20 protein-coding genes are annotated in these 21007 nt (G+C 65.5%); 13 read left to right on the forward strand and 7 right to left on the reverse strand.

Translation table 11 applies throughout. From position 1 onward, the window contains the following. Positions 1 to 78: 78 nt before the first annotated feature. The 4 genes from P0R31_RS04455 to P0R31_RS04470 all read left to right on the forward strand — a co-directional run bounded on the left by P0R31_RS04455 (position 79) and on the right by P0R31_RS04470 (position 3500). On the forward strand, positions 79 to 903 hold the full coding sequence (locus P0R31_RS04455) for an enoyl-CoA hydratase (protein ID WP_275513018.1): 825 nt from the start codon (positions 79 to 81) through the stop codon (positions 901 to 903). Between the two features lie 130 nt (positions 904 to 1033). Next, positions 1034 to 1618, forward strand: a complete 585-nt coding sequence (locus tag P0R31_RS04460; protein WP_275513088.1) for a CoA-binding protein — start codon at positions 1034 to 1036, stop codon at positions 1616 to 1618. A gap of 150 nt (positions 1619 to 1768) precedes the next feature. Then, positions 1769 to 3049: an O-acetylhomoserine aminocarboxypropyltransferase gene (locus P0R31_RS04465; protein ID WP_036039097.1), complete on the forward strand. Its 1281-nt coding sequence runs from the start codon at positions 1769 to 1771 to the stop codon at positions 3047 to 3049. 106 nt (positions 3050 to 3155) lie between these two features. Continuing rightward, positions 3156 to 3500 (forward strand): hypothetical protein, encoded by a 345-nt coding sequence (locus P0R31_RS04470; protein WP_128265590.1) that lies wholly within the window; start codon positions 3156 to 3158, stop codon positions 3498 to 3500. Here P0R31_RS04470 and P0R31_RS04475 read toward each other — a convergent pair whose 3' ends face one another. Beyond that, positions 3501 to 4583 (reverse strand): COX15/CtaA family protein, encoded by a 1083-nt coding sequence (locus P0R31_RS04475; RefSeq protein ID WP_275513019.1) that lies wholly within the window; start codon positions 4581 to 4583, stop codon positions 3501 to 3503. It lies immediately after the preceding gene. 110 nt (positions 4584 to 4693) lie between these two features. On the opposite strand from P0R31_RS04475, the gene P0R31_RS04480 reads away from it, so the two are divergent. Continuing rightward, positions 4694 to 4915, forward strand: a complete 222-nt coding sequence (locus P0R31_RS04480; protein ID WP_036010340.1) for a DUF2842 domain-containing protein — start codon at positions 4694 to 4696, stop codon at positions 4913 to 4915. Here P0R31_RS04480 and P0R31_RS04485 read toward each other — a convergent pair. After that, positions 4899 to 5945 carry a polysaccharide deacetylase family protein gene (locus tag P0R31_RS04485; protein ID WP_275513020.1) on the reverse strand — a complete coding sequence of 349 codons (1047 nt, stop codon included), beginning with the start codon at positions 5943 to 5945 and terminating at the stop codon, positions 4899 to 4901. The two genes, P0R31_RS04480 and P0R31_RS04485, sit on opposite strands and share 17 nt — an antisense overlap. Positions 5946 to 6073: 128 nt before the next feature. Between P0R31_RS04485 and P0R31_RS04490 the strand changes: the two genes are divergently transcribed. After that, positions 6074 to 7255: a GNAT family N-acetyltransferase gene (locus P0R31_RS04490; protein WP_275513021.1), complete on the forward strand. Its 1182-nt coding sequence runs from the start codon at positions 6074 to 6076 to the stop codon at positions 7253 to 7255. 238 nt (positions 7256 to 7493) lie between these two features. On the opposite strand, the gene P0R31_RS04495 is transcribed toward P0R31_RS04490, so the two are convergent. Next, entirely contained in the window at positions 7494 to 9782 is a 2289-nt protein-coding gene (locus P0R31_RS04495; protein WP_275513022.1) for a GumC family protein, read from the reverse strand. 201 nt (positions 9783 to 9983) lie between these two features. Here P0R31_RS04495 and P0R31_RS04500 point away from each other — a divergent pair, with 201 nt between their 5' ends. The 3 genes from P0R31_RS04500 (at position 9984) to P0R31_RS04510 (ending at position 14251) form a co-directional block, all read left to right on the forward strand. Continuing rightward, positions 9984 to 11117 (forward strand): glycosyltransferase family 4 protein, encoded by a 1134-nt coding sequence (locus P0R31_RS04500; protein WP_275513023.1) that lies wholly within the window; start codon positions 9984 to 9986, stop codon positions 11115 to 11117. A gap of 118 nt (positions 11118 to 11235) precedes the next feature. Continuing rightward, the gene (locus tag P0R31_RS04505) at positions 11236 to 12786 is read left to right on the forward strand and encodes an undecaprenyl-phosphate glucose phosphotransferase (protein ID WP_275513024.1); all 1551 of its coding nucleotides are present in this window, start codon (positions 11236 to 11238) and stop codon (positions 12784 to 12786) included. A 217-nt stretch (positions 12787 to 13003) separates the two neighbouring features. Next, entirely contained in the window at positions 13004 to 14251 is a 1248-nt protein-coding gene (locus tag P0R31_RS04510) for an O-antigen ligase family protein (RefSeq protein ID WP_275513025.1), read from the forward strand. On the opposite strand, the gene P0R31_RS04515 is transcribed toward P0R31_RS04510, so the two are convergent. After that, positions 14220 to 14696, reverse strand: a complete 477-nt coding sequence (locus P0R31_RS04515) for a MarR family winged helix-turn-helix transcriptional regulator (RefSeq protein ID WP_275513089.1) — start codon at positions 14694 to 14696, stop codon at positions 14220 to 14222. The genes P0R31_RS04510 and P0R31_RS04515 overlap by 32 nt on opposite strands. 147 nt (positions 14697 to 14843) lie before the next feature. Here P0R31_RS04515 and P0R31_RS04520 point away from each other — a divergent pair, with 147 nt between their 5' ends. Then, the gene (locus P0R31_RS04520; protein ID WP_275513026.1) at positions 14844 to 16040 is read left to right on the forward strand and encodes an FAD-dependent monooxygenase; all 1197 of its coding nucleotides are present in this window, start codon (positions 14844 to 14846) and stop codon (positions 16038 to 16040) included. Positions 16041 to 16139: 99 nt separating this feature from the next. Here P0R31_RS04520 and P0R31_RS04525 read toward each other — a convergent pair whose 3' ends face one another. From P0R31_RS04525 to P0R31_RS04535, 3 genes are read right to left on the reverse strand one after another with little or no spacing between them, the layout of a single operon-like run. Then, positions 16140 to 17318 (reverse strand): saccharopine dehydrogenase family protein, encoded by a 1179-nt coding sequence (locus P0R31_RS04525; protein ID WP_275513027.1) that lies wholly within the window; start codon positions 17316 to 17318, stop codon positions 16140 to 16142. Positions 17319 to 17327: 9 nt separating this feature from the next. Beyond that, positions 17328 to 18110 (reverse strand): DUF169 domain-containing protein, encoded by a 783-nt coding sequence (locus P0R31_RS04530; RefSeq protein WP_275513028.1) that lies wholly within the window; start codon positions 18108 to 18110, stop codon positions 17328 to 17330. A 55-nt stretch (positions 18111 to 18165) separates the two neighbouring features. Beyond that, positions 18166 to 18933, reverse strand: a complete 768-nt coding sequence (locus tag P0R31_RS04535; RefSeq protein ID WP_036010382.1) for a YdcF family protein — start codon at positions 18931 to 18933, stop codon at positions 18166 to 18168. A gap of 168 nt (positions 18934 to 19101) precedes the next feature. On the opposite strand from P0R31_RS04535, the gene P0R31_RS04540 reads away from it, so the two are divergent. From P0R31_RS04540 to P0R31_RS04550, 3 genes are all read left to right on the forward strand, one after another. Continuing rightward, the gene (locus tag P0R31_RS04540; protein ID WP_157283510.1) at positions 19102 to 20043 is read left to right on the forward strand and encodes an acetamidase/formamidase family protein; all 942 of its coding nucleotides are present in this window, start codon (positions 19102 to 19104) and stop codon (positions 20041 to 20043) included. A 200-nt stretch (positions 20044 to 20243) separates the two neighbouring features. Then, the gene (locus P0R31_RS04545) at positions 20244 to 20441 is read left to right on the forward strand and encodes a hypothetical protein (RefSeq protein WP_024341172.1); all 198 of its coding nucleotides are present in this window, start codon (positions 20244 to 20246) and stop codon (positions 20439 to 20441) included. A gap of 75 nt (positions 20442 to 20516) precedes the next feature. Beyond that, the gene (locus P0R31_RS04550; RefSeq protein WP_275513029.1) at positions 20517 to 20996 is read left to right on the forward strand and encodes a GcrA family cell cycle regulator; all 480 of its coding nucleotides are present in this window, start codon (positions 20517 to 20519) and stop codon (positions 20994 to 20996) included. The last annotated feature ends 11 nt before the right edge of the window (positions 20997 to 21007 follow it).

Raw genomic sequence — 21007 nt, forward strand, 5'->3', positions numbered from 1 at the left:
CCACCCTCGCTTCGCCTGCCCTGTTACATTAAGTTATCGGTGTCATCCAATTGCAATCATCTAGCGGAAATCGCGTCAATGTCCGTTCAGGCCGCCCGCGCTCCCATCCCGCAACCCCCGATCCTGCTGCGCGAGATCGTAGGCAGCGTCGCCGTGCTCACGCTGAACCGACCAGCCGCGCGCAACAGCCTTTCAGAGGCAATGATCGGACAGCTGCATGCGAGCCTCAATGCGATCGCGGAAGACAAGCACCTCCGTGCGGTCGTTATCGCAGCCAACGGCCCCGCTTTTTCCGCCGGCCACGACCTGAAGGAACTGACCGCGCGCCGCATCGATCCGGATCGCGGCAGGGCTTATTTTGCGCAGATCATGACGGCGTGCAGTGCCATGATGCAGGCGATCGTGCGCCTGCCCAAGCCCGTGGTCGCTGCCGTCCAAGGCATCGCCACCGCGGCCGGCTGCCAGCTCGTGGCAAGCTGCGATCTGGCGATCGCCTCGGAGGCGGCGAAGTTCGCCACGCCCGGCATCGACATCGGCCTGTTCTGCTCGACCCCGATGGTGGCGCTGTCGCGCAACGTCCCGCGCAAGCAGGCCATGGAGATGCTGCTGACGGGCGAGCCTGTCACGGCCGACCGCGCCCGCGAGATCGGGCTCGTCAACCGTGTCGTTCCCGCCGGCACCGAACTCGGCGCCGCGATCGAGCTCGCGCAACAGGTCGCGTTGAAATCCGCCTACACGATCAAGCTCGGCAAGGAGGCCTTCTACCGCCAGGCCGAGATGAGCCTTGCAGACGCCTATCGCTATGCCGCAGAGGTGATGACCGAGAACATGATGGCGCGCGACGCCGAGGAAGGCATCGGCGCCTTCATCGAGAAGCGCGCGCCGACATGGCGGGATGAGTAGCCGTATCTCTTAAGCCGCCATTCCGGGGCGATGCGAAAGCATCGAACTATGGTGCGCGATTGCGCACCTGAGAATCTGGAGATTCCGGGTCGGCGCTTCGAGCCGCCCGGAATGACGAATGAAGGATCACATGAACCACGACGCCTATCCCGACAATTACATCCGCGGCATCCTCAACAGCGTGAAATCGATCGCGATGGTCGGGGCCTCACCGGTCAATGTGCGGCCGAGCTATTTCGCGTTCAAATACCTGATGCAGCGCGGCTACGACATGATCCCGGTCAATCCCGGCCATGTTGGCAAGGAGTTGCTCGGCAAGCCGTTCGTCGCGTCACTGTCGGACATCGGCCGTCCCGTCGACATGATCGACATCTTCCGCAACTCCAGCCACATCATGCCCGTCGTCGAGGAGGCGCTGACGCTCGACCCGCTGCCGAAGGTGATCTGGATGCAACTCGGCGCGCGCGATGACAAGGCGGCGGCGAAAGCGGAGTCAGTCGGGATCAAGGTGGTCATGAACCGCTGCCCCAAGATCGAATATGGCCGCCTGTCGTCTGAAATCTCCTGGATGGGCGTGAATTCGCGCACGCTCAGCGCCAAGCGCGCGCCGGCGCCGACGCAGGGCATGCGGCTGTCCCTCAATCGGATGAGTGTCGGCGGTGGCGACACCGCCGCATCGGATCGCGCCGCGAAGAACAAGAGCGAGCAAAGCTGACGCGATTGCGAAGGTTTCGTTTCGCGAACGCGACAATGCGTAGCACGATCATTACCAAAATGATCCTGATGTGACGCCGCGCCTTGACGTCGGGCACGGCGCCGATCAGCATGCCGCGCGATTTTCAGGACACAAGAACAGGACGCCCAAATGAGCGATCGCCTTCCGGGATTTTCAACGCTCGCCGTGCATGCCGGTGCACAGCCCGACCCCACCACCGGCGCGCGCGCGACTCCGATTTATCAAACGACCTCTTTCGTCTTCAACGATGCCGATCACGCCGCCTCGCTGTTCGGCCTGCAGGCGTTCGGCAACATCTATACCCGCATCGGCAATCCCACCAATGCGGTGCTGGAAGAGCGCGTCGCCGCGCTCGAAGGCGGCACGGCCGCTCTCGCGGTCGCTTCCGGCCATGCCGCGCAGGTCGTGGTGCTGCAGCAGCTGCTTCAACCCGGCGACGAATTCATCGCCGCGCGAAAGCTCTATGGCGGCTCGATCAACCAGTTCACGCACGCCTTCAAGAGCTTTGGCTGGAACGTGGTGTGGGCCGATCCCGACGATATCGCGAGCTTCGAGCGTGCGGTGACGCCGCGCACGAAAGCGATCTTCATCGAGTCCATCGCCAACCCCGCCGGCAGCATCACCGACATCGAGGCGATCTCGACCGTGGCGCGCAAGGCGGGCGTGCCGCTGATCGTCGACAACACGCTAGCCTCGCCCTATCTGATCCGTCCGATCGATCATGGCGCTGACATCGTCGTGCACTCGCTGACGAAATTCCTGGGCGGCCACGGCAACTCGCTCGGCGGCATCATCGTCGATGCCGGCACCTTCGACTGGTCCACGGGCGGCAAGTACCCCATGCTCTCGGAGCCGCGCCCGGAATATCACGGCATCCGCCTCCAGGAGACGTTTGGCAATTTCGCCTTCGCAATCGCCTGCCGCGTGCTCGGCCTGCGCGACCTCGGCCCGGCGCTGTCGCCGTTCAACGCCTTCATGATCCTGACCGGCATCGAGACGCTGCCGCTGCGCATGCAGAAGCACTGCGACAACGCCAAGGCCGTTGCCGAATACCTCGCGGGACATCCGGCGGTGGCCTCGGTGAGCTATGCCGGGCTGCCGAGCGACAAGTACAATCAGCTCGCACGCAAATACGCACCAAAGGGCGCCGGCGCGGTGTTCACCTTCAGCCTGAAGGGCGGCTATGACGCCGGCGTCAGCCTGGTGTCGAAGCTGCAGCTGTTCTCGCACCTCGCCAATGTCGGCGACACCCGCTCGCTGGTGATCCATCCGGCCTCGACCACGCACAGCCAGCTCGACGATGCCGCCAAGATCAAGTCCGGCGCCGGCCCGGACGTGGTCCGGATCTCGGTCGGCATCGAGGACAAGGAAGACCTGATCGCGGATCTGGAACAGGCGCTGGGGGCGTAGCGCCTGGGAATGACGGCGGCCGTTTTGGCCGCCGCCGGTTAACCCTCATTAACCACATCTGCCCCATACATCGTGCTTGGATCGCCCCTTTGATTCGGAGCCGACGATGCTGCGCTGGATGGTGCCCGCCCTGGCAGTGATGCTGACGGTCTCGGCGGCCATTGCCGCCGATCTGCCGGCGACGCCGAAGCGGCGCGCGGCCGGGCCGCCGCAGGACCCACCTCAAGTCTATGTCGAGACCGATCCGGATGCGCTGATCTCGCCGGCCTACGGCATCGGCAGCTACATCCGCAACCTGCCGGGCACGCCGCTGCTGCCGGGCTCCCACACCTTGCCTGGCTATTACGGCCGCCCCTGGAGCTACGATTATCAGGGCGCCTATTACGGCGGGAAACAGGTCGATTATTTCTGGCGCCTGCCCTATGCCTGCGGCGTCTACGGCTATTGCTGATCAGCCGGGCTGACCCACGGGGACCGCGCGCGGTTGCGCCTGCGCAGACTGCCGTGACGCCAGCCGCTCCACCTGCATCACTGCCAGCGTCAACACCACGATCGCAACCGCCTGGTGGGTCAGCGCGAGATCGATCGGCACCTGGTTGAGCAGCGTGAGGATGCCGAGCACCGCCTGCACGCTCACCGCCGCGAACAGCCACAACGCGCCGCTCGCTGCCGCACCTGCACGCGAGCGCACCGCGTCGACCGCATGCAGCAGCGCCAGCACGATCAGCACGTAGGCGGTCATGCGATGCTCGAACTGCACCGTCAGCACATTGTCGAACATGTTGCGCCACCACGGCGTCTCGAACCACAGCCGTTCCGCCGACGGAATGAGCGCCCCATCGATCTCAGGCCAGGTGTTGTAGGCCCGCCCGGCACGCAGACCCGCGACCAGCGCACCGAAATAGATCTGCACGAAGGTCACCACGAGCAGCACCGCGCTCGTAAACCGCAGCCGAGCCGGCGCCGCGATCTGCGGCCGCTCCTGGAGCCGCCGCACCGTCCAGACGATACCGGCGAAGATCAGGAGCGCGAGCGAAAGATGCGTCGCCAGCCGATATTGCGACACCTCGGTGCGTTCCGTCAGGCCCGAGGCGACCATCCACCAGCCGACCGCCCCCTGGAGGCCGCCGAGCGCGAACAGCAGCCACAGCCTGCGCTTCAGCTCACCGGACAGTCCGCCGCGCCAGAGGAAGAACAGGAACGGCAGGAGATAAGCGACGCCGATGAAGCGGCCGAGCAGCCGGTGGCTCCACTCCCACCAGAAGATCGTCTTGAACTCGGACAGGCTCATGCCTGAATTCAGCTCGCGATATTGCGGGATCTTCTTGTAGGCCTCGAACGCGTCGGCCCACGCCGCCTCCGACAGCGGCGGAACAGTGCCGGTGACCGGCTTCCATTCGACGATCGATAGGCCCGATTCCGTCAGCCGTGTCGCGCCGCCGACCAGCACCATCAACGCGATCAGTGCGGCCACGGCGATCAGCCACCAGCGCACGGCGCGATGCGGCTCGGATGGGGCGGAATTCGTCGTCATTTCAAGGACAAGACCAAGCCTGTGGCGAAGTGACTTGAACCGGATTGCGTGCCCCTTATAGTCCCCCGCTCACGCAGCGCAAGTAACGCGAAAGCCTTAAAGTCCCCGCCATGACGATCCGCACCCGCAAGTTCCTCGGCGCCATCCTGCTCCTGGTGCTGGCCACCGTCTGGGCCCTGCTCGGCATGGCGGCGGCGCAGATGCCGTGGATCGCCGAATCCGGCTGGCGGCAGGCGATCTACTACGTCGTGGTCGGCATGGGCTGGGTGCTGCCGGCGATGCCGATCGTGAGCTGGATGCAGCGGCCCGATCGCCTCAGGTCTGGCTCGTAGCGCTCCCGGTCGACCGCACCGGCGCAAAGGCGGCGCCCGACACCAGCACGCGCAGCATCCGCAGCGAGCGCACGCGCCCGTCCCAGGGGATGCGCGGCAGCGCGCGCAAGTTCGTCCGTCCCTCCGCCTCCACGATGCCGGGGATCGTCGAGGCCGCGCTGGCGAAGCCCGCCTCCTCCGCCATCACGACGTGGCTGCGCCGGAACGAAGCGCGGTCGCCGAACGGAAAGGCGAAATGCCTGATCTCGCGGTTGAAAGCCGATTCCGCCACAGCCTTGCCCATCGTCATCTCGCGCAAAGCGGCCGAGTTCTTCATGTTGGCCAGGACCGGATAGTTCACCGTTGCGCTGGCGATCGTCACGAGCGGATCGGCGGCGAGCCTGGCGAGGTCCTCCCAATCCATCGACGCCTCGCGCGAGAGCGCGGCGAGATCGATCCGGTAGCGCGTGCAGAGATCGGCAATCGCGGCCGACACATCCGCCGGCGGCAGCGAGCGCAGCCAGCTCTCCAGATACGAGAACAGCGCCAGCTTCCCGGCCGTGTCGGCGACGGTGAAACGCTGCTCCTTCTCGCCCATCATCAGGTCGATGCGGCTCTCGCGCGCGATCACCTGCTCCAGCCCGAGCCACCAGGCCTCGCCGACACCGTCGGGAAAGGCGGTCGGCACATAGACCGTGAAGGGCACGGCGTGACGCGCCAGCACCGGATAGGCGACGCTGATGAGATCCTTGCTGGTGCCATCGAAGGTCAGCGCCACGAAGCGCCGCTTCTCCGGTAGCGTCACCGCGCGCCGGCAGACCTCGTCCATGCCGAGGAAATCGTACTTCCACCGCTTCAGCGCGCGGATGGCGCGGTCGAGGAATTGCGGCGTGATCTCGTGCTCGCGCAACGGCTGAAATCCGCGCCGTCGCGGCCGCACGCGCTGGAAACGCAGGATGGCGCCGGCGCCGCGACTGCGCAGCATGGCCTGGCCGGTGAACCAGGCCAGCTCGAGGCGCAGCCGTTCCAACCATCTGTCGTCGGAAGCCAAAATCCCACCCTTCGCGCGCGCCGGCGGTCAGTTCCCTCGCCCAAGTCATTACCCTTTGTTGACCTTTGTTTGCAAAGGTCGGCCACGGGCCGAAATACGTATTTTCGATTTCTCGACAGGTTTCGCGAATGACCATGGCTGCGGCGATGCAAAGCCGGACGGCAGAAGCGCCAGCGCGGTCGAGAGCGAGCCGTATCGCACAGGTCGACATCGTCACCGATCTCGCCGAGGTCGAGGCGGTCTGGCGCGGCTTCGAGGCCAGTGGCCATCTTTTCACGCCCTACCAGCGCTTCGACCTGCTCGACCCCTGGCAGCGGCTGGTCGGCGCCCGTGAAGGTGCCCGGCCGTTCATCGTGATCGCCCGCGACGCCGAGCGCCGGCCACTCCTGCTGCTGCCGCTCTCGCTGCGCCAGGGCCACGGCTTGCGCACCGCCGGCTTCATGGGCGGCAAGCACACGACCTTCAACATGGGCCTATGGAACGCCGAGTTCGCAGCAGAGGCCGCCAGCGCCGATCTCGATGCACTGCTTGCGCCGCTCGGCGAGCACGTCGACGTGCTCGCACTGACACAGCAGCCCGAGCGCTGGCACGACCAGCAAAACCCGTTTGCAGTCCTGCCGCGGCAGCGCGCGATCAACGGCTGCCCGCGACTGGTGATGGAGCCGGGCGGCCCGCCCGCATCGCGGATCAGCAATTCCCTCCGCCGCCGCCTCAAGAGCAAGGAAAAGAAACTTCAGTCCCTCGCCGGCTACCGCTATCACCTGGCGACGTCGGACGCAGACATCATTCGCCTGCTGGATTGGTTCTTCCGTGTCAAGCCGGCGCGGATGGCCGAGCAGAAGCTCCCGAACGTCTTCTCCGAACCTGGCGTCGAGCAATTCGTCCGCAGCGCCTGCCTCGCGCCGCGCGGCGAAGGTCACGTGATCGACATCCATGCGCTGGAATGCGACGAGGAGGTGATCGCGATCTTTGCCGGCGTCGCCGACGGCGAGCGCTTCTCGATGATGTTCAACACTTACACGATGTCCGAGCACGCCCGCTACAGCCCCGGCCTCATCCTGATGCGCTACATCATCGACCGCTACGGCGAGCGCGGCTACCGCTCGCTCGACCTCGGCATCGGCTCGGACGATTACAAGCGGATGTTCTGCAAGGACGACGAGGCGATCTTCGACAGCTTCGTCCCCCTGACCTCGCGCGGCAAGCTCGCGGCCATGGCAATGTCATCCCTCAGCCACGGCAAGCGGCTGGTGAAGCAGAACCAGATGCTGTTCGACATGGCCCGCCGGCTGCGGCAGGCGTTCGGGTAGGTATTGCCATTTACACGACTGCTGCCCTGCCCTTCTCCCCTTGTGGCAGAAGGTGGCATAGGCGGCCTTCGGCCGCCGTCTACTAGGGACGCCGATGCTTCGCATCGGCTATGGCGCCGGATGAGGGGTGTCTATCCGCGCGCTCGATGAACAGATGGACTCTCGGAGAGAGACCCCTCACCCGTCTCGCCGCTCCGCGGCGAGCCACCCTCTCCCACAAGGGGAGAGGGAAAAAGATCTACGCCGCAACGACGCGCGGCGCTTCGACCGCATCCGAAGCCTGCACCGGCTTGCTCAGCATCGTCACCTCGCTGAAGCCGACCGCCCTCAGCTGATCGCACATCAGCGTGCGGGCATCAGTGGCCATCGCGGCGTCGGGTACCACGACGGCGCGGGCATGCGCCGTGAGCAGCTCGGCCGGAAGGTCGGATGCGCTGCCGGCATCGATCAGCACGTGGTCGTAAGCCCGCAGCAGCGCGTCGATCGCGAGTGCGACGCGCGGCGACTGCAGCAGGCTGCGGTCGAAGCCGGGACGGCCGGCCATCACCAGATGCAGCCGCGACAGCTTGTCCCGGGTGATGACTTGGGCGAACGAGGCCTCGCCCTGCATCAGCTCGGCAAGGCCGGGAGCCTGCGTATCGGCGCAGACTGCGGCAATGGTCGGCGAGGAGGCGGCGAGATCGACCACGACGACGCGTGCAGCGCGCGCCAGGTTCCGCGCCAGCGTCAGCGTCGACAGCGTGATGGCTTCGCCCGGCGCCGTGCCGAGCACCGTGACCTTCTTGGCCGCAGTGCCTGCGGCATGCAGTTCGTCGGCCAGACGTTCGATCTCGGCGAATTCGCTCGTATCCAAATCGGCCGCCATCTCCGGCTGCAGCGGCGCGGGCTCCGCCAACACCGGATCCAACATTGGTTCGCTGCGCCTGTCGATTGCGGGCTCGATGGCCTGCTGAACGACCAGCGGCTCCTGGCGCACCGGCGCCTGCGCCGGGCCCGTTGCCACGCGCGGCGCGGTCTGGCGCAGCAGCTCGCCGGTGACAACGACGCCGGACGAGAGCAGCAGCGTTGCGATCGTCGCGATCAGCACGATCGGCAGCTTCTTCGGATAGGCCGGCGTGTTCGAGACGATGGCACGCGAGATGATGCGGCCGTCGGTCGGCGCGGTGTCGATGGTCTCGCGGGTGTTGGCCTCGCGGTACTTGGCAAGATAAGTCTCGAGCAGATCGCGCTGCGCCTTGGCCTCGCGCTCAAGCGCCCGGAGCTGGACGTCCTGGCCGTTGGTGGAGGCAGCCTGCTTCTTGAGCTGCTCCAGGCTCACGGTGAGGCCATCGACCCGGCCGCTGGCGATCCGGGCGTCGTTCTCGAGCGAGCGCGAGATCTTGGCGGCTTCATCGCGGATCTGATTGTCGAGGTCGCCGAGCTGCGCTTTCAGCTCCTTGATCCGGGGATGATTGCCGAGCAGCGTCGACGATTGCTCGGCGAGCTGGGCGCGCAGCGTCACCCTCTGCTCCGACAGCCGGCGCATCAATTCGGAGTTCACGACCTCGGATGCCTCGATCGGCTTGCCGCTCTGGAGCATCTCCTTGATCAGCCGTGCCTTGGATTCTGCATCCGCCTTCATCGAGCGCGCATTGTTGAGCTGGGTGTTGACCTCGCCCATCTGCTGGTTCGACAGCGTGGTGTTGTTGGTACCGATGAACAGGCTGGACTTTGAACGGAAGTCCTCGACCCTGGCTTCGGCGTCCGAGACCTTCTTGCGCAAACTCTCAATCTCGCCGGCCAGCCATTGGCTGGCATTCTTGGCCTGCTCCTGCCGCGCCGCCTGCTGCAGCACGAGATAGCCGTCGGCGATCGAGTTGGCGACGCGCGCGGCAAGCTCGGGATCGGCGGACTGGAATTCGACCACGATCACGCGCGACTTGTCGACGGCGTAGGCCTGAAGGCGTTCGTAATAGGAATCGAGCACGCGCTCTTCCGGCGTCATCGCGAACGGATCGCGGCCGATGCCGACGAGCGCGGCAAGCGACTTCAGCGGCGAGATGCCCTGCAGCACCGGATCGAATTCGGGGCGCTCGGCGAGCTTGTTCTTCTTGATGATCTCGCGCGCCAGATCGCGCGACAGCACCAGCTGCACCTGGCTGGTGACGGCCTCGGCATCGAGCGCCTGCCGCTCCTCGGCGCGGTCGCTGTTCGGACGCAGGAACACGTTCTCGCGGCCGTCGATCAGAATCCGGGTTTCAGATTTGTAGCGCGGCGTGACGAGATTGACGATGGCGAGCGACGCAACGAGCGCCAGCACCGTCGGCACGATGACCCAGCCGCGCTTGCGCGCCAGGGCCGCACCGAGCGCGTGCAGGTCGATGTCGCCGGATTCGACCTGTCCAGGCTTGGCGATGACGGGCGCGGGCTTCGCTTCGCTCTTTTCAGCCTTCGCTTCGCTTTTGGGCGCAGCTTCGCCTTTGGACTTCGCGACGGCCCGCGCGATCACAGCCTTGTCCTTGCCGGCACGCCAGAACGCTAAACGCATCGAACACTCCCGCAGGGCAACGCTGCGACTCTACCTCAACCGGGGCGATTACACTCCATTAAGGTTGCCGCTGGGTTAATCGCCCCGACACGCGCCTTGCGCGCGCCGACCCGTCACCGTTTGTTAACCACGAGGCCCCTTAATCCATCTCGATTATTTCGTGAGAATTGTTCGGCAGTCGCCGTCGAGCTGGTTTTGATCATGCCCCCCTCTCCTGACCGGCCGCTTCGCATCCTGCACGCTGTGCGCGCTCCGGTCGGCGGGATCTTCCGCCACATTCTGGACGTTGCCAACGGCCAGGTCGACCGCGGCCATCATGTCGGCATCCTCGCCGACAGCCTCACCGGCGGCGAGCGTGCCGACAAGGCATTGACCGAGCTCGCGCCGCGCTTGAAGCTCGGCGTACACCGCATGGCGATCCGCCGCGAACCGTCGCCGGACGACGTCGTGGTATGGCTCCGCATGCGGCGGCTTATCACTGCGCTCAAGCCCGACGTGTTGCACGGTCATGGCGCCAAGGCCGGCGCCTTCATCCGCATGCGACGGCGCTCGGACGATACGATCCGTATCTACACCCCGCATGGCGGCTCGCTGCACTATCCGCTCAACACCTTCAAGGGCGAGTTCTACGCGCGGCTCGAACGCGCGCTGATGGACTCGACGGACCTGTTCCTGTTCGAGAGTGCCTTTGCCCGCGACACCTATCAGCGCATCGTCGGCACGCCCAAGGGCGTGGTGCATTGCGTCTTCAACGGCGTGACGCCGGAGGAATTCGAGCCGGTCATCATCGCCGAGGATGCGACCGACCTCTGCTATGTCGGCGAATTCAGGCACATCAAGGGCGCCGACCTGCTGGTGGATGCCGTGGCGCGCCTGCACGAGGCCGGCAAGAAGGTCACGCTCACGCTCGGCGGCGACGGCGAGGAGACGGCCGCGCTGAAGGCGCAGGTCGAGCGGCTTGGCCTGGCGAACGCCATCCGCTTCATCGGCCACGTCAAGGCGCGCTACGGCTTCTCCAAGGGGCGGCTGCTCGTCGTCCCCTCGCGCGGCGATTCCATGCCTTATGTCGTGATCGAGGCCGGCGCCGCGGGCATTCCGATGATCGCATCCAAGATTGGCGGCATTCCCGAGATCCTGGGCGCTGGCAGCCCCGCACTGTTCGCGCCGAGCAATCCCGAGGCCATGGCGGAGGCGATCGCCGCAGCGCTGGACCATCCGCAAACCACCGCGCAACGCGCACTCTCCTTGCGCGAGCGCATCTCGACGCACTTCTCGCAAGCCGCGATGGTCGAGGGCGTGCTCGCCGGCTATCGCGACGCATTTGCCAATCATTAACCATCCTTAAGTCCAGCTTTAGAGAATCTTCCGATTTGTTCGATAATCGAAGCGCCAGGGTATGCTTGCCCGGGCGCGCAATGCCGTGCCGCGGGTTCTGGAATGGACGTGAACGCCCGTGGAACCGCTCAACGCACGCTCGATGCTCGATGCCGCGGCCAGCGCTGCGGCAAAGCCCGCTGACCAGCCCTTCGTGGAGCGCCGTCGCCGGCTCTCGCCTGCCGCGCTCGACGTCGTCAACCAGAAGGTCGCCCGCGCCTATTCGCCGATCGTGATCGCCGGCTTCGTGCGCCTTGCCGATTTCGCGCTGCTGAGCCTCGTCGGCATCGCAATCTATCTCGGCTACGTCATGCCGCTCGCGGGGGCGTTCAGCTGGATCTATCCAGCCGAGGTCATCGCCGTCGCCATCGCCGCCGTGGTCTGCTTCCAGGCCGCCGACATCTACCAGGTGCAGCTGTTCCGTGGCCAACTCCGGCAGATGACGCGGATGATCTCGTCCTGGTCGTTCGTCTTCCTGCTCTTCATCGGCATCTCCTTCTTCGCCAAGTTCGGCAGCGAAATCTCGCGGCTGTGGCTCGCCGCCTTCTACTTCCTCGGACTCGCCGCGTTGATCGCCGAGCGCCTGGTGCTGCGCGCGCTGGTCCGCGCCTGGGCGCGCCAGGGCCGGCTCGACCGCCGCACCATCATCGTCGGCTCCGACAGCAACGGCGAGCAACTGGTCGAGGCGCTGAAGGCGCAGGAGGATTCCGACATCCACGTGCTCGGCGTGTTCGACGACCGCAACGACAGCCGCGCGCTCGACACCTGCGCCGGCGCGCGCAAGCTCGGCAAGGTCGACGACATCGTCGAGTTCGCCCGCCGCACCCGCGTCGATCTCGTGCTGTTCGCGCTGCCGATCTCGGCGGAGACGCGCATCCTGGAGATGCTGAAGAAGCTCTGGGTGCTGCCGGTCGACATCCGCCTCTCCGCGCACACGAACAAGCTGCGCTTCCGGCCCCGCTCCTATTCCTATCTCGGCGAGGTGCCGACGCTCGACGTGTTCGAGGCGCCGATCACCGATTGGGACCTGGTGATGAAATGGCTGTTCGACCGTATCGTCGGCAGCCTTGCGCTGCTCGCAGCCCTGCCGGTGATGGCATTGGTCGCGCTCGCCGTGAAGCTCGACAGCCCCGGCCCGGTGCTGTTTCGTCAGAAGCGGTTCGGCTTCAACAACGAGCGCATCGACGTCTACAAGTTCCGTTCGATGTACCACCATCAGGCGGATCCGACCGCCTCGAAGGTGGTGACCAAGAACGATCCGCGCGTCACCCGCGTCGGCCGCTTCATCCGCAAGACCAGCCTGGACGAGCTGCCGCAGCTCTTCAACGTCGTGTTCGCAGGCAATCTGTCGCTGGTCGGCCCGCGACCGCATGCGGTGCAGGGCAAGCTGCAGAGCCGGCTGTTCGACGAAGCCGTGGACGGCTATTTCGCCCGCCACCGCGTCAAGCCGGGCATCACCGGCTGGGCCCAGATCAACGGCTGGCGCGGCGAGATCGACAACGAAGAGAAGATCCAGAAGCGCGTCGAGTTCGACCTCTATTACATCGAGAATTGGTCGGTGCTGCTCGACCTCGTCATTCTCCTGAAGACGCCGGTCTCGCTGCTGACCAAGAACGAGAACGCGTATTGAGTTGAGTTTCTCTGTCATGCCCCGGCCTGCCGTCTTCGCTAACGCTTCGCCGGCCGAACACTGAAGGCCCGGCGAAGCCTTGGCGGAGCCGGGACCGGGGCATCCAGTACGCCGCTGCGGCAGCTGTTTTGCGCAATGGCTGCCGCGGAGGACTGGATCGCCCGGTCAAACCGGGCAATGACGGCGTTGTGTGGCGTGCGAGTAGCGTGAGCATGTGATGGCGTATGCGGCAACAGCCGGTGGAGTGAACGTAGCCGCGCCCGGCGTGCTGGCCCTGCAGCGCGCGCTGGTATGGCTGGTCGGCGCCTCTGGCGCCATCGTCTTCATAGAGCCGAGCCCTTACGAGATCGCGACGCTGCTCGCGACCGTCACCTTTTTCGCTACCGGGCTGCGGCTGCGGCTTGTGCTGATGCCGCTGGTGTTGATGCTGATCCTGCTCAATGTCGGTTACACCATCAGCGCGATCCCGCTGTTCGAGCGGACGGAGGTGGTGAGCTGGATCGCGACCTCCTGGTACATGGCGGTGACCGTGGTCTTCTTCGCCATGGTCATGTCCGAGGACACCGAAGCCCGGCTCGACATGCTCCGCCGCGGCCTCATGGTCGGCGCGATGATTGCCTCGCTGCTGGCGATCGCCGGCTACTTCCACCTGGTTCCCGGCGGCAACGACCTCTTGACGCTCTACGGCCGCGCGCGCGGTACGTTCAAGGACCCGAACGTGCTCGGCGCCTACCTGATCCTGCCGGCGCTGTTCGCGCTTCAGAGCGTGGTCTCCGATAAATTGGCCAAGGCATTCCGCAACGTCATCGCCTTCGGCATCATGTCCCTGGCGATCCTGCTCGCCTTCTCTCGCGCGGCCTGGGGCGGCCTGGTGCTGACCTCCGCCTTCATGCTGGCGCTGATGGTGCTGACCAGCCGCACCAATGCGCAACGTTCGCGCATCGTCATCATGGCGATTGTCGCCGCGGTGCTCGGCCTCGCGCTGATCGCCGTGCTGCTGTCGCTCGATTCCACGGCGGAGATGTTCAAGCAGCGCGCGAGCTTCGGCCAGAGCTATGACGAAGGCCGCTTCGGCCGGTTCGGCCGGCACATCCTGGGTGCGGAGATGGCGCTCGATCTGCCGTTCGGCATCGGTCCACTGCAATTCAACCGCTACTTCCCCGAGGACACCCACAACTCCTACCTCAACGCCTTCATGTCCGGCGGCTGGCTCTCCGGCGTGTGCTATCCCGCGCTGGTCTTCACCACCGTCATCATGGGTTTCCGCCACGTCTTCATCCGTGTGCCGTGGCAGCGCGCCTACCTCGCGATCTTTTCCGCCTTCCTCGGCACCGTCGGCGAAAGCTTGGTGATCGACACCGACCACTGGCGCCACTTCTGGATGATGCTGGGCGCTGTGTGGGGCATGATCGCGGCGGCGCAGGTCTACAAGGCTAGGACTGGCGAGGACGCTTCTTCAGCTTGAGCTTGGGCCGCTTCTCCGGGGGCGTATCGAGCAACCCCTTCAGCGCCTCGGTTGCCGCCAGCACACCCTTGTGAGCCTCATTGGCAAAGCGCAGCAGCAAGCGCAGTTCCTCGTCGGAATAGGCGCCGAAGACCTTCTCCATCGCCTGCTGCATCGGCACGTAGAATTGGCCGAGCTTTGCGATCGCCTCGGGCACGACCGCGATGAACACCTTGCGACGGTCCTTCTCGTCGCGCTCGCGGCGCACCAGGCCGGCCTTCTCGAGCCGGTCGACCACGCCGGTGATCGCACCGGTCGTCAGGCCCGTAACCTCGGCGAGCCTCCCTGCGGTGACGCGGCCCTCGAGATACAGGATGTCCATGCATTCGAGGTCGGAATTGGCAATTCCGGCAACATTGGCGACGGTCTGGCCGTAAAGCACGCCTTGTGCCGACGACCTGCGCATCGCCTCCTCGAGCTCCAGCAACAGCGTCGCGCGCGCCTTCGTCCTTGACAAGACCGGCCCCTTATCTTACTCGACATGTATCTTAGTCGCTAAGATATTTAGCGACCGTGTTTTCTCCTAGCACCGCGGAAACGTCGGGAGCAAGCCATGGCCCACCGTCCCCGCAAGGCGCTGATCATCGGCGCTGGCATCGCCGGACCCGTCGCCGCGATCCTGCTGCGCCGCGCCGGCATCGAATCCGCGATCTACGAGGCCTGGCCCTATTCGAAAGGGATCGGCGGCGGCCTGCAGATCGCACCGAACGGCATGCATGTCCTGGAGGAGATCGGGCTGGCGAAGCAGCTGATCAGCCGCGGCTCGGTCGCGGAAGCCTTCGACTTCTATTCGCAGGGCGGCAAGAAGCTCGGCTCGATCAACCGCGACCTGGCGCGGCGCTTCGGCCAGCCGGCCGTCAACATCGCGCGCGCCACGCTGAACGAGATCCTGATCGACAAGGCCTGGTGCGCCTCTGTCTCGCTCTATTTCGAGAAGCGCCTGATCAAGATCGAGGATCGCGGCGACCAGCCGATCATCGCCTACTTCGCCGACGGCACCACCGCCGAAGGCGACTTCCTGATCGGCGCCGACGGCGTGCACTCGGTCGTGCGCCGCCAGGTCGTGCCTGACGGCCCGCAGCCGTTCGACACCGGCCTGATCGGCTTCGGCGGCTTCGTGCCGCATGCCGTGCTCGACGGCAGATCCAGCGGCCAGCACGTCGAAACGACCTTCGGACAGAGCGGCTTCTTCGGCTACGGCTATTGCAGCTCCGATCGAAAAGACGGCGTGATGTGGTGGAGCACGCAGCCGGCGCACGGCATGGACGCGGCGACGTTCCGCGCGCTCGACCATGCGACGCTGAAGCAGCATCTGCGCAGCTTCCATCACGGCTGGCATGATCCGATCCCCGCGATCATCGAAGCGGCCGAGAACATCGTGGTCACCGACACGCTCGACGTCGCGACCCTGCCGACCTGGTCGCGCAAGCGATCGCTCTTGATCGGCGATGCCGCGCACGCGACCAGCCCCCATGCCGGCCAGGGCGCCTCGCTGGCGCTGGAGGACGCGATGCGGTTTGCTCGGCTGATGCAGGAGGGCCAGGAGCTCGGCGCCACCTTCCAAGCCTTCGAGGCCGAGCGCCGCCCGCGCACCGAGAAGATCGTCGCGATCGCCCGCCGCAACGGCAACAGCAAGCGCGAGTTCAGCGCCACCGGCGCCTGGATGCGCAATCAGATGCTGAAATGGCTGCTGCCGCTGGGCGCCAAGGGCATGGACTTCATGTACGCGTATGATGCAAGGGCGGCGTGACAGAGACGGTGCCGTAGGGTGGGCAAAGCACAGCGTGCCCACCACTGAGAGATGGTGGGCACGGCGCGTTGCGCCTTTGCCCACCCTACGAGAGCCGACCTAGCTCTCCACCCCAAACGTCAGCCCGGCATTGTCCTGCAGCCGCTTGATCAGCTTGTGCTGCATCGCTGCGCCCGGCGTCCAGAAGCCGGCGGGAACGTCGCTCGCATCGCGCAGCAGGCAGATGGCGCATTCGGAGATCATCTTGGAGGTCGAGCCGTAGCCGGGATCGCGGTCGCCGGTGACGCCGGCGCGGACCATGCGGCCGTCGGGGGCGATCGCGACATAAAGCAGGTTGAACAGGCCGTTCTCCCGCTCCTCTTTCGACGGGCCCTCGCCCGGCTTCGGCGCGTTCGGCCCGGTCTTCTCGGCATTGGCTGCCATCACGCGCTTGGCGTTGGCCTCGCCCTTCTCGCCGGGGCCAGTCAGCACCATCTCGTCGTAGACGAAGTCCTTCCCGTAGGGAAAGCCCATCAGCATGTTGGAGCGGTGGACGTTGCGGGTGTTGATCAGAGCCATCATGAACGGCGCAGCCCAGGATTGCAGGTCCTCCTCGAAGACCGCCCTGTTGCCCTTGGGCTGCTTCGGGCCGGTGAAATCAGGCGTCAGCGCGAAGTGGTCGTTGAGGATGGCGACGAGGCTGAGGTCCTTGGCGACGGCATCGAAGGTCGCCTTCGCGCTCGCCGCGGTGCCGCCTGACAGCGTACCGCGCATGTCGCGCACGCGGCCCTTCACGCGCGCTGCCGGCGCGCCGAACACGCGCCTGGCTTCCTCCTGCACGAAGAAGGTGCCGAGTTCGAACGGCACGGAATCATAGCCGCAGGAGAACACGATGCGGGCGCCGCTCGTTTTCGCCGCAGCCTCGTACTTGTCGATCATCTGCCGCATCCAGACCGGCTCGCCGCAGAGATCGAAATAATCGACGCCCGCGGCGACGCAGGCCGCTAGCAGGTCCTCGCCGTAGAACTGGTACGGGCCCACCGTCGTGATCACCGATTTGGTCTGCGCCACCATCGCCTTCAGCGACGCCGCATCCGACGCATCCGCCACGATCAGCCGCGTGTCGGCCGGCGCGCCGATGGCGTCGCGCACCGATGTCAGCTTGTCGAGGCTGCGTCCCGCCATCGCCCATCTGAGCGCCTTGTCGTCCTTGTAGTGCGCCGCCAGATATTCGGCGACGAGCTGACCGGTGAAGCCAGTTGCGCCGTAGACGACGATGTCGAATTTCGCAGAGCTCATGATCGGCCTTTACTTCTTCGCGTAGCTCACGCCCATGCCGGCACGGACGTCGCTTTGAATGCCATAGGGCGGGATCGGGTAGCGCAGGCCGTTCTTCGCCAGCGCCTTCATGCCCTCGATTGCCTTGGCGAGATGCGAGGGCTGCAAGGCCATCAGCATCTCCTCGTCCGGCACGCCGCCATAGCGCCGTTCGGCATAGCATGGCAAGGATAGGCTGGGCTCCCCGGTCTTGAGCGCCCGCCCCCAGGAATCCGCGCAGGCGGTCTCGCCGACCACGCCCCATTCGAACTTCTTGTAACCGATATATTGCAGCCCGTTGATCAGGATGATCATCTGCCCCGGCGTCGCATAGACGAGGCAGATATCGGGAGGATCGAGCCGGCCGCTCGCGAGCGGGCTGACGGCGAGCGCCTGATATTGCCCGAACGGAACCACGTCCAGCGCCGCCTGGCGCTTGCGCGCATCTTCCGCCGTGCCGTGCCAGACCCCGACATAGTTTTCGCCGGCGAGCCATTTCTCGTCCTGCGGCGCAAGACCGATCACCGCACGGCATTGGCTACCCACGAGATCGTCGGCGGTGATGCCGACGGTCCAGCCCAGGCGCGCGGCCATGCTGACGATCTGGTCGGTGGTGTGAATTGCGTTCGGGCGGCGGATCTTCGGGATCGCCTCCATTTCTGCGACCCTCGCGAACAGCTTCATGCCGATCACGTTCGTCTTCAGCCGCAGCAGGCTGTTGAGATCGGCGACGAGGCCGGCAAGGTCGATCCTGTCCGTACTCTGCTGTTGCATGGCTTCCTCCGCGCCGGCGATGGTGCGCCGCGTATTCTTGTTCTGCGGCTTCGTTCTAGTCCCTGCCCGGTCCCGGAAGCAACTCGGAGATCCTGCCCATCAGACGGTAAGCGGTAAGACCGATCCACTCGCGCACCGCAACTTCGGTTCGTCTCAAGCCGTCCGCGCCCATGTTGGTGAAGGAGAATAGATCCTCACGTCCCCCCATCCGCCAGTCCACCGGATAGGCCTCGACGTCAAATCCGGCCTTGCGGAAGATTCCCATCGAGCGCGGCATATGGAAGGCCGACGTCACCAGGAGCCAGCGCTCGCCGGGCTTTGGCGATACCAATTGCTTGGTGAAGATCGCATTCTCCCAGGTGTTGCGGGAGTTACGCTCGAGGATCAGGCGGTCCTTCGCGATGCCGAGATTCTCCAGGATCGGCGCGGAATAGTCGGCCTCCCTGGCCTCGCTCGACACCAGGTTCGCGGAGCCTCCGGTGAAGACGATGCGCGCATTGGGGTAGCGGCGCGCAAGCTCGGCCGGCGCAAACAGACGATCGGCCGCGTGCGCGACGACCGGCGTGCGATGCGCCGCCGACAGGTCGGTGTCGACCGAGCCGCCAAGCACGATGATGCCGTCGGGCGCGCCGCGCGAGGCGTCCCACGCCGGGAAGCGCGACTCCAGCGGGTAGATCAGGAGATTGCCGAGCGGCGAGAACGCCGCGAGCGCCAGCAGCACCAGCGTGGTCACGGCAAGCCGGCGGCCAAACGCGGCAAAGCGCGTCGCCATCAGCACGACAGACACAATTCCGAGCTCGACCAGAAGATTGATCGGCAGCAGCGCGACACCGATGGTCTTGGAGAGAGCGAAAAACAGAGGAGCCTCGCTGGAATGATCGTGCCTGCCATGCCCGGGCTTGGCCGGCCCGGCCTTGTTCGGAAATCCTTCTTGAAAGAGGATCGATCGCCGGGTCAAGCCCGGACCGATCAAACCAACCGGACGCGGCAAATGACCCATCATCACCTGCATTCCAGCCCCGAAACCTGCCATTGGGGCTTCTTCGAAGCCGCACTCAAGCCCGTCCTCACCGTGGCCAGCGGCGACGAGGTGACGGTCGACACCATCAGCGGCGGTCCCGACATGCTGCCTGATCGCGACAGGTTTCACATTCCGCCCGAGATGCACCAGGTTCATGCCAAAAACGAGCGCATGCTGCCGGGCCACATCCTCACCGGTCCGATCGCGGTCGAAGGGGCCGAGCCCGGCGACGTGCTCGCGGTCGAGATCCTCGACGTGCAGCTCCGGCAGGATTGGGGCTGGAACATGATCAAGCCGCTGTCCGGCACCCTGCCCGACGATTTCCACGAGACGCGGATCCTGAACATTCCGCTCGACCGTACCAGGATGGTCGGCCGCATGCCGTGGGGCCTCGACCTGCCGCTGAAGCCGTTCTTCGGCGTGATGGGCGTATCGCCGCCGCCAGCCTGGGGACGCATCTCCTCGCTGATTCCGCGCGCGATGGGCGGCAATCTCGACAACAAGGAGCTCGGCGCAGGTGCGACGCTGTATCTGCCGGTATTCGTGCGAGGTGCGATGTTCTCCTGCGGCGACGGCCATGGCGTGCAGGGCGACGGCGAGGTCTGCGTTACCGCAATCGAGACCGCTCTGCAGGGCCGCTTCCGCCTGACGCTGCGCAAGGACCTGAAGCTCGACTACCCCCGCGCCGAGACGCCGACGCACTACATGACCATGGCGATGGACCCCGATCTCGACCAATGCGTGGTGCGCGCGCTACGCGACATGATCGCGCTGCTCGGCGAAACGCGAAATCTGTCCCGCGAAGATGCCTACACGCTTTGCAGCCTCGCCGCCGACCTCCGGGTGACCCAGACCGTCAATGGCGCCAAAGGCATCCATTGCATGATCGAAAAGGCGATCGTGCACGGCTAAGCCGGGCCGCCCCTTCCCCGACCGATTGACGACCCCGCCGCCCGGCCTACCGCGCGGTGCGCTGAGTCGTAGGTAATTTCCCGTGCGATTCCAACATGCTGAGCGTCACGCACAGCCTGCATTTGACTTCCACCCCCGAACCTAAATAGAGTCTTAATCGTTACTTTTATGTACCCGAGTAAGAGGCTAGCGTTCGGGCCATGGCCACCGAAAAAGCCGAGACTGACCGCATTCCCGTAACCTTGGCGCTCTCGACCATCGCGTATCTGGAGAAGCTGGTGAGACAGGGCACCCACGGCACCAGCGTTCCCGGCGTCGCACGGACATTGATCGAGGAAGGCATCCGTCTCGCCATCAAGGACGGTCTTCTGTCGATCCGCGACAATGGCAGGACGTGAGCGCGCTCGGTACGTGAGGCGGACGGATCTCGAGACCGCGGATGGCCGACATCTGCAACCTGGGATCGCCGACAAATGCCTGTTCTCTCACCGACCTGGACCGACGAACGAATCGAACTCCTGAAGCAGCACTTCGAGGCCGGCCTCTCCTGTCGCGAGATCGCCGCCGACATCGGCGTCAGCCGCAACGCGGTGATCGGCAAATTGTCGCGGCTCAATCTGACGCGCGGCCGGACGGTCGACGACCGCAAGGTCCAGGACAGAGGCCTGGCGCCGGCGCGGATGCGCAAGGCCGTGCCGCGCCTGCAATACGAGATGCTCGCCACGATCTATGGCGAGACCGATGCGCCGGTGTTTGCCGGCCCAATCGACGAGGCCAACCGCTGCTCGTTGCTGGAGTTGTCGGAGAATCGCTGCCGCTGGCCGATCTCGACGCCGGGCGCAGACGATTTCTGCTTCTGCGGCAACACGGCGCCGGACGGCCAGCCCTATTGCGCCGGCCACAGCCGCCTCGCCTACCGGCCGCCGGCGCGCACCCGCGCGATACGCGGCTGACATTGCGGGCA

It is taken from the genome of Bradyrhizobium yuanmingense, assembly GCF_029167105.1.
In the GTDB taxonomy this organism is placed as follows: domain Bacteria; phylum Pseudomonadota; class Alphaproteobacteria; order Rhizobiales; family Xanthobacteraceae; genus Bradyrhizobium; species Bradyrhizobium yuanmingense_A.

Coding starts and splice junctions, on each gene's coding strand:
- P0R31_RS04465 (WP_036039097.1), top strand. CDS start 1,769: ATGAGCGATCGCCTTCCGGGATTTTCAACGCTCGCCGTGCATGCCGGT.
- P0R31_RS04545 (WP_024341172.1), top strand. CDS start 20,244: ATGGCCACCGAAAAAGCCGAGACTGACCGCATTCCCGTAACCTTGGCG.
- P0R31_RS04520 (WP_275513026.1), top strand. CDS start 14,844: ATGGCCCACCGTCCCCGCAAGGCGCTGATCATCGGCGCTGGCATCGCC.
- P0R31_RS04460 (WP_275513088.1), top strand. CDS start 1,034: ATGAACCACGACGCCTATCCCGACAATTACATCCGCGGCATCCTCAAC.
- P0R31_RS04475 (WP_275513019.1), bottom strand. CDS start 4,583: ATGACGACGAATTCCGCCCCATCCGAGCCGCATCGCGCCGTGCGCTGG.
- P0R31_RS04470 (WP_128265590.1), top strand. CDS start 3,156: ATGCTGCGCTGGATGGTGCCCGCCCTGGCAGTGATGCTGACGGTCTCG.
- P0R31_RS04550 (WP_275513029.1), top strand. CDS start 20,517: ATGCCTGTTCTCTCACCGACCTGGACCGACGAACGAATCGAACTCCTG.
- P0R31_RS04530 (WP_275513028.1), bottom strand. CDS start 18,110: ATGCAACAGCAGAGTACGGACAGGATCGACCTTGCCGGCCTCGTCGCC.
- P0R31_RS04500 (WP_275513023.1), top strand. CDS start 9,984: ATGCCCCCCTCTCCTGACCGGCCGCTTCGCATCCTGCACGCTGTGCGC.
- P0R31_RS04525 (WP_275513027.1), bottom strand. CDS start 17,318: ATGAGCTCTGCGAAATTCGACATCGTCGTCTACGGCGCAACTGGCTTC.
- P0R31_RS04495 (WP_275513022.1), bottom strand. CDS start 9,782: ATGCGTTTAGCGTTCTGGCGTGCCGGCAAGGACAAGGCTGTGATCGCG.
- P0R31_RS04540 (WP_157283510.1), top strand. CDS start 19,102: ATGACCCATCATCACCTGCATTCCAGCCCCGAAACCTGCCATTGGGGC.
- P0R31_RS04480 (WP_036010340.1), top strand. CDS start 4,694: ATGACGATCCGCACCCGCAAGTTCCTCGGCGCCATCCTGCTCCTGGTG.
- P0R31_RS04490 (WP_275513021.1), top strand. CDS start 6,074: ATGACCATGGCTGCGGCGATGCAAAGCCGGACGGCAGAAGCGCCAGCG.
- P0R31_RS04510 (WP_275513025.1), top strand. CDS start 13,004: ATGGCGTATGCGGCAACAGCCGGTGGAGTGAACGTAGCCGCGCCCGGC.
- P0R31_RS04455 (WP_275513018.1), top strand. CDS start 79: ATGTCCGTTCAGGCCGCCCGCGCTCCCATCCCGCAACCCCCGATCCTG.
- P0R31_RS04515 (WP_275513089.1), bottom strand. CDS start 14,696: ATGCGCAGGTCGTCGGCACAAGGCGTGCTTTACGGCCAGACCGTCGCC.